Here is an 18,327-nt window from a genome sequence, read left to right as displayed (position 1 = left end):
GCTAATCAACGATGCGAGCAAAATCCTTTCGAAGTCCTTAGCGGCAGCAAAGTAGGGATCTCTCGGCGGCCTAGTTAGTCGCTACCACGGAATAGTCGGACGGCAGCTTCCATTGTGCGCGGCACGCATCCGGTGTCATGCCGTTACCGGCACTGCGTGGCGCTCAGGCGATTTGAACTTCACGCCATCTTCCAGGCAGATGATGAAATCGGGCTTTCATCGACCTTATGCCGGCATCGCGGCGGGCCCTGCGGGGCAGCGCGGCAAGACGGCCTGGCGCGCCTCATGTCGGTCGTTCAGTGAACTTTGCCGCCGCCTCCAAGCGCACGTCGTGAGACGCGCCCGAAGCCGCTTGCCCGGCAAGGGGTACATTGACGACCTATTCCGCGATCCAACTGCAGGCTGTATCCTACCTCCTGTCACCAAAAACTTTGAAAGTGAGGAGCCGCGATGCCGAAATATCTCGTCCAGGGTTCTTACACGGACCAGGGTCTCAAGGGCTTGCTGAAGGAGGGCGGTTCGAAACGGCGAATGATGGTCGAGAAACTCGCCGAGGAGATCGGCGGCAAACTCGAAGTGTTCTATTTCGCCTTTGGCAGCGACGACTTCGTTGTTATCCTTGACCTGCCGAGCAACATTGACATGGCTGCGACCGCTATTGTCGCTCAGGCCAGCGGCATGGTGAAGTCTCGGGTCACGGTGCTCATGGATCCGAAGGATGTGGACCAAGCCGTTCAAAGGAAGGTCGACTTCCGCCCACCATTGTAGGTTTGGGACGCGAAGGACCGCGTCCAGTAGCTGAACGGCAGCTTGTCGAAGGCTCCGACCGATACCGGGCCGTCGGTTCCCGGTCCCATCCCGGTCGTCGTCGGCCCAGCCCGATTCAGCCCAAACGTCGGACTCTGCGGCTTAAATCCACGCTAATCAATTCCGGCTGTTCAGATGCCGTACCCGCCGCAGCGCCGGGAATAGCCAGGCCCACAGACCGGCGACCGCGATGGCGCCGATGCCGCCGATCACCACGGCGGGAACCGTGCCGATCAGCGCCGCCATGGTGCCGGCGCGGAATTCGCCGACTTCGTTGGAGGCGCCGACGAAGACCTGGTTGACGGCATTGACGCGGCCGCGCACCTCATCCGGTGTCCAGAGCTGGATCAGCGTCTCGCGGATATAGACGCTGAACATGTCGGTGGCGCCGAGCAGAGCGAGTGCCAGGATCGACAGCCAGGTGATGGTCGAGACGCCGAACAGCACGGTGAAGGCGCCGAACAGCGCGACGAAGCCCAGCATGATCTTGCCGGCATGGTCGCGGATCGGATGGCCGGCAAGCCAGACGGCGACGCAGATGGCGCCGATGCCGGGCGCCGAGCGCAGCAGGCCTAGGCCCCACGGGCCAAGCTCCAATATGTCGCGCGCATAGACCGGCAGCAGCGCCGAGGCGCCGGACAGAAGCACAGCGCAGAGGTCGAGCGAGATCGCGCCGAGCACTATCTTCTCGCTCCAGATATAGCCGAAGCCGGCAAACAGCGTCTGCATCGTCGGCTTGTCGGTGGCCGTCTGCTGCGCCGGCTTCGGAATGGTGAAGATGAGCACGGCGGCGGCAAGCATCAGGATGGCGGCGGTGGCGTAGGCGACCTCCGCCGAAACGCCGTAGAGGAGGCCGCCGGCGACGGGGCCGACGATGGTCGCCGTCTGCCAGGCCGACGAATTCCAGGCGATCGCGTTGGCGAAATCCTCCTGCGGCACCAGATTGGCGAACAGCGAGGACGAAGCCGGGCCGTAGAAGGCCCGCGCAATGCCGAACATCACCAGCACGATGAAGATCGGCAGCGGGCCATGCAGGCCGCGCTGCGTCAGAAGCAGCAAGGCCAAGGCGCAGCCGGCCTCGACCAGCGTAGCCAGCGTCATGATCAGCCGGCGGCCGAAGCGGTCGGCGACGACGCCGGTGACCAGGACCAGAAGCAGCGAAGGCAGGAACTGGACGATGCCGACAATGCCGAGGTCGAACGGGTCGCGGGTCAGGTCATAGACCTGCCAGCCGACAGCGACTGACACGATCATGGTGGCGAAGGTGGTGAGGAAACGGGCCGTCCAGTAGCTGAGGAATGGGCGGTGCCGGAACGCGGCGTAACGCTGGTCGGGTGAAGTTGCTTCGGCGGTCATGATTCGAGAGCCCCGTTGCGACAATGGCCGGCGGGGCACGGTGGGCGCTGGTCCGGCCAGAACGCTTTAGCCCAGTTCGTCCTGTCACGCGCGCAAAAATCCCCGCTGGATCAAAAGAAAATCGAATCTTTTGCGCGAGATGGCGGCTCAGTCCCGCAACGCGGCGGAGATGGCGTCGAGGCCGCCGCGCAACTCCGCTTCCGTCGGCCAGCCGAAGCCGAGGCGGAAGAAGCGCTTCGGCATCTCGAACCAGTGACCTGGGCCGACATAGGCGCCGTGCTCCTCCAGCAGCCTGGTGTAGAAGCGGTCGAGGTCGAAGCCGGCATCGACATTGAGCCGCGGGAAGCCGACGACGCCGCCTTGCGGGCGCACCCAGTCGACCAGCTTCTCGCCGTCGATCCACGCCTGCACGGTGTCGCGGCGCCTGGCCATTTCGGGGAGCAGCGAGGCCAGGAAGGCGTCGCGGCGTTCGAGGGTGGCGCGCGCGACCGCTTCGTCGATGACGCTGCCGCAGATGCCGATCTGCTCCTTGGCGGCGAGGAAGGTTTCCTGCAGCTCGGGATCGCGGGTCAGCAGCCAGCCGATGCGGATGCCCGGAATGCCGAAGGCCTTGGACAGCGAGCAGACGCTGATCGCGCTCGGGCTGAGCGAGGCCGCCGAGGGCAGGCGCTCGCCATAGGAGAGGTCGCGATAGGTCTCGTCGACCAGCAGGCGACATCTGTGATGTTCGGCAAGCGCGATCAGCGCGTCGAGTTCGGCGCGGGTCATCATCGTGCCGGTCGGATTGTGCGGGCAGGTGACGCTGATCAGCTTGGTGTTCGGGCGGATCTCGGCCTTCACGCGCTCGACGTCGATGGCAAAGCCTTGGTCGAAATCGAGATCGACATAGGAGATGGCGCAGCCGATCGCCTTCGGCGTCTCGATGTTGGTGGCGTAGTTCGGCCGCACGACGACGAGATGGTCAGCGGGCGACAGCAGCGAAGTCGCAATGATGAACAGCGCGCCGGCCGCGCCGGCCGTCACCAGCACATCGTCGGGAGAAAGGCCCTTGTCCTGCCCCGCGATCAGCGCGCGAAGTTGCTTGTCGCCGCGATGCTCGCCATAGAACAAGGTGAGGTCGGGCAGCGCGAGGCCGATGTCGGAGAGTTTCTGGTCGGCGATCGAGCTTTCGGAAAGATTGTAGCGGATGCGGTCGTAGCCGTATTCCTCCGGCGCTTCCTTCTCGATCAGCATCCTGGCGTAGTTCATGGCTTGCCTCCCCAATCTCCGGTAGTATCAAAGCCACAAAAGCGGAAAGCCTGCCAAGGCAGATTCCTCGGCAGGCTTCCTCAAATCATTGGTGCAGGCGCGCTATTTCAGGCGGGCGCCTTGGCCTTCCTGCCCTTGGTTGGCTTCACCGGTTCCGGCTCCGCCTTGCGGCCGAGGCCGATCGATTTTGCCAGCTGCGAGCGCGAGGCCGCATAATTAGGCGCAACCATCGGGTAGTCGACCGGCAAGCCCCATTTGGTGCGGTAAGCCTCCGGCGTCAGGCCGAAATGCACGCCGATATGGCGCTTGAGCGATTTGAACTTCTTCCCGTCCTCGAGACAGATGATGTAGTCCGGCGTCACCGAGCGCCTGGGGTTGACGGCGGGAACCGGCGGGGGCGCGGCGGGTTCCGTCGGCTGGCTAATCCCGCCGATCGACGAGGCGACGCTGGCGATCAGTCCGCCCAGGTCCGAAGCGGGCAGGCGGTTTTTCGCGACATAGGCAGATACGATGTGAGCCGTGAGCTCGAGCAGGTCGACTTCCTTGGTTGTGCTGGTGTCCTCGTCCACGTAGTTCCTCCATTTTGTGCCGCAATGCCGCGAAACCAGTCCGTATTTCGCGGTGTGTAATATCAAAGCGCTGCGAGCGTTGTTGGCGAATTCGAAAGCCGCAGGGGCCGCAGGCTGGTGAATTCCTAGTCGGCAAATCTGCGCGGCGCAACGTTTTGTAGCGTCAATACACGCCGTTTTGAACAATTATACTGAAATGTAACAATATCAGACGATCAGCGCCTTGTCGCGCCATAGACGAAATCCACCCTCGAAAGCGCGAGTGTTGTCGCCGCGCCGGGATTTTTCAGGCAATTCATCGAGCTTGTCGACATTGCCGCCGCCGATCACGACATAGTCCGGCTGCAAGGCGGCGCGAAGCCTGCCGACCACGTCGAATACGTATTTGCGCCACTTCTTCTTCCCGTGCTTCAGCAGGCCGCGCTCGCCGACATAATCCTCGAAAGTCGCCCCCTTTTTGTAGGGCAGATGGGCAAGCTCCATCGGCTGGCCGACATTCCTGATGATCATGGCGGCGCCCAGGCCGGTGCCGAGGCCGAGGAACAGCATGCGGCCCCCGTCATAGCTGCCGATCGCCTGCATCAGCGCGTCGTTGACGAGCTTCACCGGCTTGCCGAAGGCGGCGGTGAAATCATAACCGTTCCAGCCCTTGCCGAGATTGAAGGGATCGAGCGAGGGCTTGTTGTCCGACACGGGGCCGGGATAACCCATCGAGATCACGTCATAGTCCAGGCCCTCGGCGAGATCCCTGACCGAAGCGACAACCTTGTCGGGCGTCAGGCTCGGGCCGGACGGAACGCGGCGCATCTCGCCGCCGGCGCTGGTGAGGATCTTCACATGCGAGCCGCCGACATCGATGCAGAGCACGATCGGATCGCTGCCCGTCGCGGCGGTCTTTGCTGCCTTCGCCATTTCCCTCCTCCCCGGAAATTATCTGGTCGGATTGATCCAGCCATCGGGCGGGCCGAAACCTTTCATGGCGTCGGCCGGCCCCCAGGTCTTGGGCGCATAGATTGCCGGCGGCGTGGTGTCGCCGAGCACCGGACCGACGATGCGCCAGGCAAGCTCGGCCGCGTCCTGGCGCGTGAACAGCTGGCCATTGCCGTTCATGGCGTCGCCGATCAGCCGTTCATAGGGCGGCATGTCGCCCTTGGTGTCGTCGAGCGCGGTGAGCTCCACCTGTTCGCCGATCATGTCGTCGCCGGGCCTCTTGCGCTGGGCGCCGATCGAGATTGCCACCTGCGGGTCGATGCGGAAGCGCACATAATTGGCGTCGTCCGCCTTGATCGGATCGAAGACGTCGAGCGGCGGCCGCTTCAGCCGCACGATCACCTCGGTGGCGTGCACCGGCATGTTCTTGCCGGCGCGGATGAAGAAGGGCACGTCGCGCCAGCGCCAGGTGTCGACGAAGAAGCGCACCGCGGCGAAGGTCTCGACCGGCGAGTTGGGCCTGACGCCCGGCTCGGCCAGATAGCCGTCGAACTGGCCGCGCACGACATCGTCCCTGGTCAGCGTGCGGATCGCGCGCAGCACCTGCACCTTCTCGTCGATCAGGTCGTCGGCCGAGCGGCCGACCGGTGGCTCCATGGCGAGCAGAAGAAGGATGTTGAGCAGGTGGTTCTCGATGACGTCGCGGATGCAGCCGACATCGTCATAGAATTTGCCGCGGCCCTCGATGCCGAAATCCTCGGCCATGGTGATCTGCACGCTCTCGACGAAATTGCGGTTCCAGATCGGCTCGAGGAAAGAGTTGGCGAAGCGGAAATAGAGCAGGTTCTGGATCGCTTCCTTGCCGAGATAGTGGTCGATGCGGAAGATCGACTGCTCGTCGAACACCAGATGCAGCACCCGGTTCAGCCAGCGCGCCGACTGCAAATCGTGGCCGAAGGGTTTTTCGATCATCAGCCGCGCGCCGCGTGCGGTGCCGGACTGCTCCAACCCCTGCACGACGGTCTCGAACATCGTTGGCGGCACGGCCATGTAGTGCAGCGGGTGTAGCGCCGGACCCAGCGCCGTCCTCAGCTTCTCGAAGGTGGCGCCGTCGCGGTAGTCGCCGCTGACATAGCGCAGCAGCGAGGCGAACTTGGCAAAGACCATGTCGTCGATGCCGCCCAGCGCGGTGACGATGCCGTCGCGGGCGCGGTCCACCAGCTTGGGCAGGTCCCACGGGTCGAAGGCGACGCCGATGATCGGCTCGGTCAGTGTTCCCTTGGCGACCATCTGGTAGAGCGCCGGGAATATCTTCTTGTGCGCAAGGTCGCCGGTCGCCCCGAAAAGCACCAGCGTGTCGGACCTCTCCTGGCTCATGCCGTTTCTCCCCTCACGCGCCGGCCTTGGGCTTTTCGACATGGCCGCCGAAGGCATAGCGCATGGCGGACAGGAGCTTGTCGGCGAATTGCGATTCGCCCTGCGAGGAGAAGCGGTCGAACAGCGCCGAGGACAGCACCGGCGCGGGCACGCCGGTGTCGATCGCCGCCTTCAGCGTCCAGCGGCCTTCGCCGGAGTCGGAGACGCGGCCGCCGAACTGGGCGAGCGCCGGATCGCTCTTCAGCGCGCCGGCGGTGAGATCGAGCAGCCAGGAACCGATGACGCTGCCGTGCCGCCAGACTTCGGCGACCTGGGGCAGGTCGATATCGAACTGGTAGTATTGCGGGTTTTCGAGCGGGCTCGTCTCGGCGTCGGCGGTGCGCTGCCTTTTGCCGGCATTGGCCGATTTCAGGATGTTCATGCCCTCGGCATAGGCGGCCATGACGCCATATTCGATGCCGTTGTGCACCATCTTGACGAAATGGCCGGCGCCGCTCGGTCCGCAATGCAGATAGCCGAAAGCCGCCGTTCCGTCGGTCTTCGACGGGTTGGCTCCGGCGTCCGGGCCAGGCGCCAGCGTGGCGAAGACCGAATCGAGGTGTTTCACCGCTTCGTCGGGGCCGCCGATCATCAGGCAGTAGCCGCGCTCGAGACCCCAGACGCCGCCGCTGGTGCCGACATCGACGAAGTTGATGCCCTTCACCGCCAGCTTCGCCGCCTGGTCGACGGCATCGTGGTAGTAAGAATTGCCGCCGTCGATGATGATGTCGCCCGGCTCCATCAGCGCCGCCACCTGGTCGACGATCCTGCCGGTGATCGCGGCCGGCAGCATGAGCCAGGCGCAGCGTGGCTTGGCGAGCTTGCCGACGAACTCCTCCAGCGAGGCGGCGCCCACGGCGCCGTCCTTGACCATGCCGGCGACGCTTGCCGAATTGATGTCGTAGACGACACATTCATGGCCGTCGCGCATCAGGCGCCGCACCATGTTGGCGCCCATCCTGCCCAGTCCCATCATTCCGATCTGCATGGTTTCATCCCGATTGCTTGAGGAAAGAAGAATTCACTGGCCGTTTGGCTGGTCGATCGCGACGGTGAAGTCGACATTCTCCCAATGCATCGCTTCCGGCCAGAAAAAAGTGAAGACGATGGTGGTTCCCGGTTGCAGGCGGTCAACGGGCAAATCCACCAGATGGATGCCGAACGCGTTTTCGACCGTCCTGCTGTCCTGCACCGTCAGCCATTTGTCGCTGCTCCAATGGACGATACCGGGCGTCGACAATTCGACGCGCAGCGCCTTGCCGGCGGGGATGGAACGGATCTTGTTGTTGAAGCGCCACGTCCTGAATGGCGCAACGGTCTTTCGCTTGATGTAGCGCTCGACGCCTTGCGGCGGCAGGTCGAAGACGGCGCCGTCGCGCAGCGATCGCAGCAGCTTGATGTGCTCGGCATGCGCCCAGACCAGCGGCATGGCGCTGCCCGACGGCTTGCCAAGCCAAAGCTCGCGGTCCGGTATGTCGGGTCGATCCCAGACTTGCTCCGGCAGAAGGTCGCCCACGCCGGCCGAGCGCTCGAAAGTCTCAAGCAGCTGCGTGGCTCTGTCCTTGCGGCCGGCGGCCAACTCGTAATGGGCGCGCTCGCCGGCAAGCAGCGGCCATGGCCGCCCCCGGCCGGTGCCGTCGAAGGGCGAGCCGTCCTCGTGCTCGCCATAGCCGTCGTCACTATAGCGGTACCAGAGCGGCCCTTGCGGCAGCTCGCAGCGCAGCTCGGCGTCGATTGCCCTGACGGTGTTCAGGATGCGCGGGTCATCCGCGGCTCTGAGCCCGAAACGGACCAGCGCCAGCGCGTCCGGGCTGATGATGGCTTCGGCCGGCTTGTCCGTATCGGCCGGCGGCCGGTTCTTGATCGGCACGAAGCCGTCCTTCGGCGAGGCGGCGCCGCCGTCGTCGGGCGGGGCGATGCGGACATAGTAGCCCTCGACCCCCGCCTTGGCGCTTACCTCCGTGCCGGTGACGTAGGTCCAGCGCTCGATCTGATCGTTCCAGCAATCGGCGGTCTCGCGCAGATAGTTCGCCGGCTCACTTTTACCGCAGGCTTCGAGCATGTCGGCCGCGGCGAGCAGCCCCGCTATCTCCACGGCCAGCGTGAACGGGCTGTAGCCGGCGTCCTCTTCCCAGCGGTCCTCGCCGGTGACCGGACCGTTGCGCACGACATAGGCGGCCGCGTTCTCGATCATGCCCAGGAAGTCGGCGAGTTTCGACTTCGGCAGATGGCCGGCGCGGCGCAAGGCGTCGGCCAGCAGCAGCGGAAAGGCGCATTCGTCCATCTGGATGCCGGGCCAATAGGCGGTGCCGTCGGACCAGACATTCTGCGGCCAGTGGCCGTCCGGCTGCTGGATCGATCGCAGATAGGTGAGGATCTGCAGCGCTTGCTTACCATCACCAGCCGCAAGGAAGCCGCCCGCCGTCTCGACCAGGTCGCGCGGCCAGACGAGGTGATAGCCGCCGAGGTCGTCGTCGCCCTTGTTGAAGCCCCAGGGGATCGACAGGCTGGCGACCGCGGCGCCGGGCCTGGCGACCGACAGATGCGTCGCCAGCACTGCCGTGCTGGCGCGGTAGGTGTTCAGACCGGAAGCGCCGCGACGGTCGAGCTTTTCCAACCCCGCCTGGAATTTCCGCCAATTCTCTACATAGGTTTTCGCAGCCGGCTCGAAACCCTCTTTCAGGCCTGCAAGCGCGAGGTCGGCGGCTTCTTGCGGTGAAACGCCGAAGCCGAGCGCCAGCAAGGCAACCTTCCTGCCGACCGCAAAGCCGATTTCGCCGGTGAGCGCGACATTGCCGTTTTCGGCCGCCTGGCAGGACGGGTCGAGCGCGCCGCTGTCGCGCAGCTGCCGCCAGCCGTCGGAAAAGCCGACATAGCCCGCCGAACAGTTGCCCCAGGGCAAGGACGAGGCAAGCGCCAGTGAAACGCCGCGGCCGGTGGCAAAGAGAAGGCGCTGTCCCTTATGCTCCCCGATCCAGGCCGTGTTGCCCATACCGGCATTGACGAGATGCGGCGCAAGCAGCGCGTAGACGCGATAGTCGGCGGCCTGGCCCTTGATCGCGGTGAAACTTGTTTCTTGGAGTAGGACAGGTCGTTTCGAATCCGTAACGATTCGCTTTTCGATACGGTAGACGCCGTCGGAAGCGATGTTGGTCAGTCGGTAGCCAGGAACCCCATCGTCGAAAGGTTCGACCGTATGGGCCGCATCGCGCTTCTCTTCGGAAAAATAACCGCCGGAACCGGTGACGACCAGCCCCAGGTCGCGCGTGCAGGCGCTGTCGAGGCGCGGATAGTAAATCTCGTTCAAGATGCCGTGACTGGTGGTGAACCAGAGCGGGCTTCTTGCCGAAAGGGCGGTTCCGACGCCGCTCTTGGCGCTTGACGTCCATCGCGCGGGTATTCCGGGCGCGCCTTTAGCAACGATCGGCGTCACTGCCATGCATTGGCCTCCTGCCGCGTTCCTAGACCATCAGCCGGAGGCATTTCAATTGCCGCACCGCAAGTTGATCGCTGGCCCATCAAGCTTTGCAGTTGACAGCTTGCGGTTCCTCTAAATTTGTCTGACAATAGATAAAAAACAGGCAATTCGCCTTACGACCATCTGTGAAGACCAGCAACCTCGGGAGGAACCGACATGAAGAAACTGCTCGTACTAGGTGCATTCGCGGCGATGCTCGCCTCGGGCACAGCGCTTGCCGACACCAGCGGCAAGAAGATCGCCTTTTCCAACAACTATGCCGGCAATTCGTGGCGCCAGGCGATGCTCGACAGCTACGGCATCGTCACCAAGAAGGCGGTCGAAGACAAGATCGTCGCCGCGGCGGACGTCTTCACCACCGCCGATAAGGAGGTGCCGACCCAGGCGGCGCAGGTGCAGAATCTCATCCTGCAGGGCTACGACGCCATCGTCATCAACGCGGCTTCACCCGATGCGCTGAACGGCGCCATCAAGCAGGCCTGCGATGCCGGTATCGTCGTCGTCTCCTTCGACGGCATCGTGACCGAGCCCTGCGCCTACCGCGTCGTCGTCGACTTCAAGGACATGGGCAAGCAGGAAGTCGAGCAGATGGCCAAGTTCCAGCCCAAGGGCGGCAATCTGCTGGAAATCCGCGGCCTCGCCGGCACCTCGATCGACGATGCCATCCATGCCGGCATCCTCGAGGGCGTCGCCGCCCATCCCGAGTTCAAGATCGTCGGATCGGTGACCGGCGACTGGGACCAGACCACGGCGCAAAAAGCGGTGGCGACCATCCTGCCTTCGCTCCCCGATGTCGTCGGCATCGTCGACCAGGGCGGCGACGGTTATGGCGCGGCGCAAGCCTTCGCCGCCGCCGGCAAGCCGCGCCCGACCATCATCATGGGCAACCGGCAGGACGAGCTGAAGTGGTGGAAGGAGCAGAAGGAGAAGGACGGCTACAAGACCTGGTCGGCCTCGATCGCGCCCGGCGTGTCGACGCTGGCCTTCTGGGTGGCGCAGCAGGTGCTCGACGGCCACAAGGACATACCGCACGATCTCCTGGTGCCCTATCTCGCCTTCACCCAGGATGATTTCGAGGCCGCGCTGCCGAAGATCAAGGAAGGCGGCGTTGCCACGCACGAATACACGCAGGAAGAGGCTATCGCGGCGATCAAGGCCAACATCAAGTAGTGGCGGAGTGAATTTGCCAGCCGCATCGCCAGCCGGGTATCGTTGAGCATGCTCAAGGCAAACACCGACATCGTCAGGCTGAACGGCGCCGAAAAGCATTTCGGCGCCGTTCGGGCTCTAAACGGCGTCGACTTCCATGTCGGCGCCGGCGAATGCGTCGGGCTGGTCGGGCATAACGGCGCCGGCAAGTCGACGCTCATGCATATGGTGGCCGGCACGCTGCGGCCGGATGGCGGGCAGATCGCGGTGCGCGGCAACGAAGAGGCGAGCTATTCTGTGGCCCGTGCGCTCGAACTCGGTATACGCTGCGTGTTCCAGGAACTGTCGCTCTGTCCCAATCTCAGCATCGCCGAGAACACGCGCATCAACCATCCCGCGCTCAAGGGCTTCGGCTGGCGGCGTAGGGCGGCCGATCTCATCCGCGCCAAGCTCGACGAGATCTTTCCGGAGCACGGCATTTCGGCGGACGACATCGCCGGTGACCTGTCGATCGGGCGGCGGCAGATGGTCGAGGTGGCGCGCGCCTTCACGCTGACCCGCGAGCCGCTGCATCTGGTCATCCTCGACGAGCCGACCTCCTCGCTCGATGCGCACACCGCAGGCCAGCTGCTTTCCTTCGTCCGTCGCTTCGTCGAGGCAGGCGGCAGCTGCATCCTGATCTCGCATGTGCTGGGCGAGGTGCTGCAGAACGCCGACCGCATCGTGGTGATGCGCGACGGCAAGGTGGTCGCGGCCAATGCCGCCCGCGCCTTCGACCGCGACAAGCTCGTCGCCGCCATGGGCGGCGCCGAAAGACATCAGAAGGCCGCCGCCGAAACCCGGAAAACCGAGGCCGGCGCGCTCAGGGTTCGCGCGCGCCCGGCCAGGCAGCAGGACGGCAAGGAGCTTGTCGCCCGCGCCGGCGAGATCATCGGCCTTGCAGGGCTTGCCGGCCATGGCCAGACGGACCTTTTGCTGGCGACCTTCTCGGCCGCCTCGCGCGCCAAGGCCGGCATCGAGGTGACGGCGCCGGTGGCGCTGGTCGCCGGCGACCGCCAGTCGGACGGCATCTTTTCGCAATGGTCGATCGCGCAGAATATCGGCATCCGCTCGTTGGCCCGGTTGCGCAATGGCCTTTTGATCTCGCCGCAGCGCGAGGCCGAGCTCGCCGAATTCTGGAAGCAGAAGATCGGCATCCGCACGCCCGACATGAACAACAACATCTATTCGCTGTCGGGCGGGAACCAGCAGAAGGCGCTGTTTGCCCGCGCGCTCGGCTCCGACGCCGAGATCGTGCTGATGGACGACCCGATGCGCGGCGTCGATATCGGCACCAAGCTCGAAGTCTACGACCTCGTGCGCGAGGAGGCCGCCAAGGGCCGCACCTTCCTCTGGTACACGACCGAAACCGAAGAGCTCGACAATTGCGACCATGTCTACGTGTTCAAGAACGGCCGCATCGTCGCCAATCTGCGGCGCGACGAGCTGACGGAGGAAAAGATCATCCAGTCCTCGTTCGGCGACGCGGCCTGAGATGACCGCGATTGCTCCTGGCACGCTCCCGAAATCCTCGCCACGCGGCAGCGCCGCTCGGGCGCGCCTGTTGCGCGGTCTTTTGCCGGCTTTGTCGCTGGCGCTGGTGCTGATGGCGATTGCCTGGCTCAACCCACGCGCCATCAGCTATTTCGGCTTCAACCTGATGCTCAACCTGGCGATCCCGATCGCGCTGGCGACGATCGCGCAGATGTTCGTCATCGCCGGCAATGAGCTGGATCTCTCGATCGGCACCTTCGTCGGCTTCGTCGGCTGCGTCACCGCGACCTGGCTGAGGGACGCGCCGCTCATCGGCATTGTCGTGCTGCTCGGCTCGATTGGCGTCTACGCACTGCTCGGCGCGCTGATCCATCTGCGCAACCTGCCGTCCATCGTGGTGACGCTCGGCATGAGCTTCGTCTGGCAGGGGCTTGCCATCCTGGTTCTGCCCAAGCCCGGCGGCAAGGCGCCGGACTGGCTGCTTTCGGTCATGTCCTTCAAGCCGCCTTACATCCCATTCCCGATCCTTGCCGCGCTGATCATCGCGGCGGTCGTGCATTTCGGCCTGATGCGCACCTCCTACGGCGTCATCCTGCGCGGTTCCGGCGGCAATGCCGCGGCGTTGCGGCGCGCCGGCTGGTCGCTGCTCAAGACCAAGATCATGCTCTTCGCGCTGACAGGGTTATTCGGCTTGCTTTCCGGCATGGCGCTGATCGGCATCACCACCTCGGCCGACGCCAATATCGGCAATGGCTACACGCTGCTGTCGATCGCCGGCGTCATCCTGGGCGGTGGCGAGTTCGTCGGCGGCCGCGTGTCGCCGATCGGCGCGGTGCTCGGCGCGCTGACGCTGGCGTTGGCCGCTTCACCGCTCTTGACCTTCATGCACATCCCGCCCGACTGGCAGGTCGCCGCCAACGGCGCGATTCTGATCATCGTGCTGGCCGCGCGGGTGCTGATCAGCCGCAGGGAGCGGTAGGCGATGACCTCGGTGCGGACGCTGCTTGAAAAACCCTGGATCTGGTCCTTCGTCGGCGCGCTGGTCGTCTGGCTGGCAACGGTCGCCTTCACCGGCGGCTATGGCGCCGGTGGCATGGTCACGGCGGCGCTCTCGCTCGCCGTGTTCACCGTTATCGTCGGTGTCGGTCAGATGTTCGTCATCACGCTCGGACCCGGCAATGTCGACCTGTCGCTGCCGGCCAATATCGGCCTGGCAAGCGCCGTCGCCATGAAGGTGATGGGCGGCAGCGATTCGATGATCGTCGTCGGGCTGCTCGCGGCGCTTGCCTGCGGCGCGGCGATCGGCGCCATCAACTATCTCTTGATCTGGGCGCTGCGCATCCCGCCGATCATCGCGACGCTATCGGCGAGCTTCATCATCCAGTCGGTCGACATCAGCTATGGCCGCGGCCTGCAGATCAAGCCGCCGCCGGGTTTCGCCGACTTCACCAACTGGCAGGTGCTGGGCATTCCGGTGCTGGCGATGCTGACTGTGCTGTTCACGATTGGCGCCGCGCTCGCGTTGCAGCGCATGATCTTTGGCCGCTCGGTGCTGGCGATCGGCCAGAACATTCGCGCCGCATGGCTGGCCGGCGTCCATGTCGGCCGCATCCGCTTCCTGACCTATACGCTGTGCGGCGCGCTGGGGGGCATCGACGGGGCGCTGCTTGCCGGCTATTTCCGCGGCGCCAATGTCGATATCGGCAATGAGTACCTGCTCGCCTCGATCGCGGTCGTCGTCATCGGCGGCACCTCGGTCGCCGGCGGCAAGGCCAATGTGCCCGGCGTCTGGGGCGCTGGGCTGTTCCTGGTGTTGCTGCTCACCATGCTCAACACGTTCGGCGTCAGCGCCGGCGTGCGGCTGGTGCTGACCGGGTTGATCATCGTGGGCGTAATCACCGCCGCCGGCGGCGAGAAGGCGGTGCGTTAAGCTTTAGCCGCCTTGGCCCGCGCGATCGCGTCGACGATCATCTTCTTGGCATATTTGGAATCGTGCCAGCCCTCAATCTTGACCCATTTGCCGGGCTCGAGATCCTTGTAGTGCTCGAAGAAGTGCTGCACCTGCTGGCGGGTGATTTCCGGAAGATGGGTGTATTCGGTGACGTTCTCGTAGCGTAGCGTCAGCTTGGGCGAGGGGACGGCGATCACCTTCTCGTCCTGGCCGGCATTGTCTTCCATGATCAGCACGCCGATCGGCCGCACGTTGATGACGCAGCCCGGCACTAGCGCGCGGGTGTTGCAGACCAGGACGTCGATCGGGTCGCCGTCGCCCGACAGCGTGTGCGGCACGAAGCCGTAATTGCCGGGATAGCGCATGGAGGTGTGCAGGAAGCGGTCGACGAACAAGGTGCCGGCCTCCTTGTCCATCTCGTATTTGATCGGCTCGCCGCCGATCGGCACCTCGATGATGACGTTGATGTCGTCAGGCGGGTTCTTCCCGATTGGCACGGCTTCGATACGCATGGCTAAATCCCTCTCTCGATTGCAAGACCGATAGCGGGCGAAGCGTCATGGTGCAATGCGGCGATTAGTGCCGGACGCTAATGGAAGCGCACAGTTTGTGATCGCCTGTAACTTAGGGATGCTAGTCGTTCCAGACGAATGCGACCTTCTTCAGCGCCCTCTGCTCGAAGACCTCGACGCCTTCGGCGATATCGCGGCCGCCATTGCCGGCGTAGAAGGCCAAGGCGTTGTGGTTGTCTTCCAACGCCCAGACCACAAGGCCGCGCAGGCCGTGGTCCGCCAGCCGGGCCTTGGCCGCCTTGAACAGCCGGCTGCCGAGCCCGATGCCCTGATATTCCGGCCGCAGATAGAGCTCATAGATCTCGCCCTGCTGACGGAGCTCGCGGGCGCGGTTCTTGCCGATCGTGGCATAGCCGGCGACGGTTCCGCCGATCTCGACCACCAGCACGGTAGCGGCGCGGCGAATCGCGTTGGCCCACCAGTCGACGCCGCGGCGGTTGATCATCGAGGTCAGCGTGCGGTGCGGGATGATGCCGGAATAAGCGCCGCGCCAGGCTTGCTGGTGCACCTCGGCGATGGCGCTGGCGTCGCGCGGCTCTGCCTTCCGGATGTCGATGGTCAGCGTGTTCATGATTGGTTAACCATAAACCCGCATCGGGCGATTGCAAAGAGTCCGCCACGGCCCTTGGACGGCTTTCGCACAGACGAAAGCCGTACGCTGTGTTGATATTCAGGTGATGCCGGTCTGCGAACGGCAACTTCCTGCGCTTCCGGTGCTCACGTACTCAAAAGTACGATCCGCTCCGGTTCTCGGAAGCTGTCATTCTCGACTCGGCCTGACCGGAATCTCAACACAGCGTTCAGATCTCGACGAGATGGTCGTCGAGCTCGTTGGTGTCGCCTTCGGTGACCGGGAAATGCTCGGCAAGCACCGCGCCGACCGATTCGATGGCTTTCACGAAGCCGTCGGCCAGGCGGTTGTCGCCGGCATGTTTCGTCAGCTCGCGCACAACGCCGTCCCAGACATGCTGGCCGACCTTGGCGTCGATGCCGGAGTCGGCGACGACCTCGGCATAGCGCTCCGCGATGGAGACGAAGATCAGCACGCCCGTGCGCGCGCTCGTACGATGGACGTTGCGGGCAAGGAACTGCTTCATCGCATTGGCATGCGCGGCCTGATAGCGCAGCCTTCGCGGCACGAAATGGATGCGAAAGGCGGGCAGGAACCAGAGCAGGGCGAACACCGAAGCCAGCGCCAACATCTGCGCCAGCACGAAATGCGGCAGCCGGATGGTCAGCCACAAGCCTTCAAGCCCGTAGGCGACGGCGAGGCTGGCGATGAACAGGCCGATCGTCGTGGTGAAAGCGGCCGGAAAGAAGTAGCCGTCGCTGGCTCTGGCGACGACGCAATAGATCTCGCCGTCGGTCTTCAGCTCGGCCGTCCGGATCGCCTCGGCGATTCGGTCATGGTCCTCGGCGCTGATCGGTCGCGTTGCCATGGTGCTCACCAGCTGCCTGAAGAACCGCCGCCGCCGGACGAGCCGCCGCCGCCGGAGAACCCGCCGCCGCCCGACGACCAGCCTCCGCCGCCGCCTGAGGACCAGCCGCCGCCACCCGACGACCAGCCGCCCGAAGAGGAACGCCGGTTCTGATCGAAGGTCATGCCGAGCCAGCGGTAGCGGCCCGGTCCGATCTTCTGGCCGAAGATCGGCGGCAGCACCGTCATCGCGATGCCGCCGAAGAAGATCAGCGCCCAGATGGTGATGAAGATGGCGAAGAAAAGGTCGTCGGAGTTGAACGGGGCCTGCTCGTTGCGCTTGCCGCGCGCCTCCAGCTCCTCCGGATTGCCCTCCAGCACCATGATCATGTCGTCGACGGCCTTGGTGATGCCGCCGGAGAAATCGCCGGCGCGGAAGGCCGGCACCATGTCGTTCTCGATGATCAGCTTGGTGTGCAGGTCGGTCAGCGTGCCTTCCAGCCCATAGCCGACCTCGATGCGCATCTTGCGGTCGTTCGGCGCCACCAAGAGCAGCACGCCGTTGTTTTCCTTGGCCTGGCCGAGCTTCCAGAAGCGGAACAGCCGGTTGGCGTAAGGTTCGATCTCTTCGCCGCCGAGGCTGGGGATGGTGGCGACGACGATCTGGTCGGAACCCTTGGTTTCGAAGTCGGCGAGTTTTTGCGTCAGCGCCGCCCGGGTGCCGGCATCGATGATGCCAGCATTGTCGACGACGCGGCCGGTCAGCGCAGGAAGGTCGGCGCCGAAGGCGGCGAGGGGGAGGAGGAGAGCGGCAAGAAGGCCAAGAAACGCGAGGTAGGCGCGAGGCACCCCCCTCTGGCCTGCCGGCCATCTCCCCCACAAGGGGGGAGATTGGCAGCTTCGTTGCCGGCCTTCTCCTTCAGACGCCGAAAATTGGCGAAAGCGCAGATGACGGCTGATCTCCCCCCTTGCGGGGGAGATGTCCGGCAGGACAGAGGGGGGTGTGAAGGAACTCAAGGCCTGCAAGCTCGATCAAATCTCAGCCGAAGCTCTCACCCGCCCTGCTTGGTGGTGCTCGTGCCGAAATCCACCTTCGGCACCTGCATCTTGTCCTCGTCGACGGTGAAGTTGGCGAAGGGCTCGTTGCCGCGGAACCAGAAGGTCGCCCACAGCACGGACGGGAAGGTCTTCAGCGTCAGATTGTAGTCCCTGACCGCCTGGATGTAGTCGCGCCGCGCAACCGCGATGCGGTTCTCCGTGCCTTCGAGCTGCGCCTGCAGCGCGAGAAAATTCTGGTTGGCCTTGAGATCGGGATAGGCTTCCGACACCGCGATCAGCCGCGACAGCGCGCTAGTCAGTCCGGCCTGGGCATCCTGGAACTTCTTCAGCGCCTCGGGATCCTTCAGCGTCTCGGGCGTCACCGTGATCTGCGTTGCCTTGGCGCGCGCCTGAACAACCGCGTCGAGCGTGTCCTTTTCATGCGAGGCATAGCCCTTCACCGTCTCGACCAGGTTCGGGATCAGGTCGGAGCGGCGCTGATACTGGTTGAGCACCTCGCTCCAGGCCGCCCTGGCGTTCTCTTCCGCCGTCGGAATGGTGTTGTAGCCGCAGCCGGCGAGCAGCGGCAGCACGAAAGCCATCATCAGGAAGGCGGGCAGGATACGGAAGGCGGAAGGTGGTGAGAGGCGCTCGGCAATCATGAATGGTCCCTCGACAGAAGTTGCAGGCGAAGCATTACCACAATCCACGCGCAAGAAAATGTCCGGCTGATGACGCCCGCTGCGGTGCCACCGTGAATAGTCGCGCGAACAAGATGTCATCTTTTTTGTCGACGCAATTCCGGGCGGAAAACCGCTTCGCACTTTCCCTGGAATTGCTCTAAGCTGCGGGCCGGAAAGGGC

At 64.3% G+C, this 18,327-nt stretch carries 17 protein-coding genes and 1 pseudogene; 5 read left to right on the top strand and 13 right to left on the bottom strand.

What is annotated here, in order from left to right; all coding sequences use genetic code 11:
- Window positions 1-73: 73 nt before the first annotated feature.
- Window positions 74-213, bottom strand: a pseudogene (locus EN852_RS42420) (MucR family transcriptional regulator); the annotation flags it as partial.
- A 237-nt stretch (window positions 214-450) separates the two neighbouring features.
- Between EN852_RS42420 and EN852_RS19500 the strand changes: the two are divergent.
- Window positions 451-768: a GYD domain-containing protein gene (locus EN852_RS19500; protein ID WP_127865958.1), complete on the top strand. Its 318-nt coding sequence runs from the start codon at window positions 451-453 to the stop codon at window positions 766-768.
- A 156-nt stretch (window positions 769-924) separates the two neighbouring features.
- On the opposite strand, the gene EN852_RS19495 is transcribed toward EN852_RS19500, so the two are convergent.
- The 7 genes from EN852_RS19495 to EN852_RS19465 form a co-directional block, all read right to left on the bottom strand.
- A complete protein-coding gene (locus EN852_RS19495) occupies window positions 925-2,163 on the bottom strand; it encodes an MFS transporter (protein ID WP_127876506.1) in 1,239 nt (412 codons plus the stop codon).
- A gap of 147 nt (window positions 2,164-2,310) precedes the next feature.
- Window positions 2,311-3,411 (bottom strand): aminotransferase class I/II-fold pyridoxal phosphate-dependent enzyme, encoded by a 1,101-nt coding sequence (locus tag EN852_RS19490; protein ID WP_127876505.1) that lies wholly within the window; start codon window positions 3,409-3,411, stop codon window positions 2,311-2,313.
- A gap of 107 nt (window positions 3,412-3,518) precedes the next feature.
- Entirely contained in the window at window positions 3,519-3,980 is a 462-nt protein-coding gene (locus tag EN852_RS19485) for a MucR family transcriptional regulator (RefSeq protein ID WP_127865955.1), read from the bottom strand.
- Window positions 3,981-4,187: 207 nt separating this feature from the next.
- On the bottom strand, window positions 4,188-4,892 hold the full coding sequence (locus EN852_RS19480) for an ROK family protein (protein WP_127865954.1): 705 nt from the start codon (window positions 4,890-4,892) through the stop codon (window positions 4,188-4,190).
- Window positions 4,893-4,910: 18 nt separating this feature from the next.
- Window positions 4,911-6,287: a glucose-6-phosphate dehydrogenase gene (gene zwf, locus EN852_RS19475; protein WP_127865953.1), complete on the bottom strand. Its 1,377-nt coding sequence runs from the start codon at window positions 6,285-6,287 to the stop codon at window positions 4,911-4,913.
- A 13-nt stretch (window positions 6,288-6,300) separates the two neighbouring features.
- Window positions 6,301-7,314, bottom strand: a complete 1,014-nt coding sequence (gene gnd, locus EN852_RS19470; protein WP_127865952.1) for a phosphogluconate dehydrogenase (NAD(+)-dependent, decarboxylating) — start codon at window positions 7,312-7,314, stop codon at window positions 6,301-6,303.
- A 33-nt stretch (window positions 7,315-7,347) separates the two neighbouring features.
- Window positions 7,348-9,765, bottom strand: coding sequence for a glucan 1,4-alpha-glucosidase (locus EN852_RS19465; protein ID WP_127876504.1), 2,418 nt, complete (start codon window positions 9,763-9,765; stop codon window positions 7,348-7,350).
- Between the two features lie 195 nt (window positions 9,766-9,960).
- Here EN852_RS19465 and EN852_RS19460 point away from each other — a divergent pair, with 195 nt between their 5' ends.
- From EN852_RS19460 to EN852_RS19445, 4 genes are read left to right on the top strand one after another with little or no spacing between them, the layout of a single operon-like run.
- Window positions 9,961-10,974 (top strand): ABC transporter substrate-binding protein, encoded by a 1,014-nt coding sequence (locus EN852_RS19460; RefSeq protein WP_127876503.1) that lies wholly within the window; start codon window positions 9,961-9,963, stop codon window positions 10,972-10,974.
- Window positions 10,975-11,022: 48 nt separating this feature from the next.
- Window positions 11,023-12,486: a sugar ABC transporter ATP-binding protein gene (locus EN852_RS19455; RefSeq protein WP_127876502.1), complete on the top strand. Its 1,464-nt coding sequence runs from the start codon at window positions 11,023-11,025 to the stop codon at window positions 12,484-12,486.
- 1 nt (window position 12,487) lies between these two features.
- Window positions 12,488-13,465, top strand: a complete 978-nt coding sequence (locus EN852_RS19450) for an ABC transporter permease (RefSeq protein ID WP_127876501.1) — start codon at window positions 12,488-12,490, stop codon at window positions 13,463-13,465.
- Between the two features lie 3 nt (window positions 13,466-13,468).
- Window positions 13,469-14,416 carry an ABC transporter permease gene (locus EN852_RS19445; RefSeq protein ID WP_127876500.1) on the top strand — a complete coding sequence of 316 codons (948 nt, stop codon included), beginning with the start codon at window positions 13,469-13,471 and terminating at the stop codon, window positions 14,414-14,416.
- Here EN852_RS19445 and ppa read toward each other — a convergent pair.
- The 5 genes from ppa to EN852_RS19420 form a co-directional block, all read right to left on the bottom strand.
- Window positions 14,413-14,949, bottom strand: coding sequence for an inorganic diphosphatase (ppa, locus tag EN852_RS19440; protein ID WP_127876499.1), 537 nt, complete (start codon window positions 14,947-14,949; stop codon window positions 14,413-14,415). The genes EN852_RS19445 and ppa overlap by 4 nt on opposite strands.
- A 121-nt stretch (window positions 14,950-15,070) precedes the next feature.
- The gene (locus EN852_RS19435) at window positions 15,071-15,580 is read right to left on the bottom strand and encodes a GNAT family N-acetyltransferase (protein ID WP_095816522.1); all 510 of its coding nucleotides are present in this window, start codon (window positions 15,578-15,580) and stop codon (window positions 15,071-15,073) included.
- A 229-nt stretch (window positions 15,581-15,809) separates the two neighbouring features.
- Complete coding sequence (locus EN852_RS19430; RefSeq protein WP_127876498.1) at window positions 15,810-16,448, bottom strand: TPM domain-containing protein; 639 nt, start codon at window positions 16,446-16,448, stop codon at window positions 15,810-15,812.
- Between the two features lie 5 nt (window positions 16,449-16,453).
- The gene (locus EN852_RS19425) at window positions 16,454-17,275 is read right to left on the bottom strand and encodes a YgcG family protein (RefSeq protein WP_246694329.1); all 822 of its coding nucleotides are present in this window, start codon (window positions 17,273-17,275) and stop codon (window positions 16,454-16,456) included.
- Between the two features lie 203 nt (window positions 17,276-17,478).
- The gene (locus tag EN852_RS19420; protein WP_127876496.1) at window positions 17,479-18,126 is read right to left on the bottom strand and encodes a LemA family protein; all 648 of its coding nucleotides are present in this window, start codon (window positions 18,124-18,126) and stop codon (window positions 17,479-17,481) included.
- Window positions 18,127-18,327 lie beyond the last annotated feature (201 nt).

This window comes from Mesorhizobium sp. M2E.F.Ca.ET.209.01.1.1 (assembly GCF_004010375.2).
Taxonomy (GTDB): domain Bacteria; phylum Pseudomonadota; class Alphaproteobacteria; order Rhizobiales; family Rhizobiaceae; genus Mesorhizobium.
This window is presented reverse-complemented; position numbering and strand designations above follow the sequence as displayed.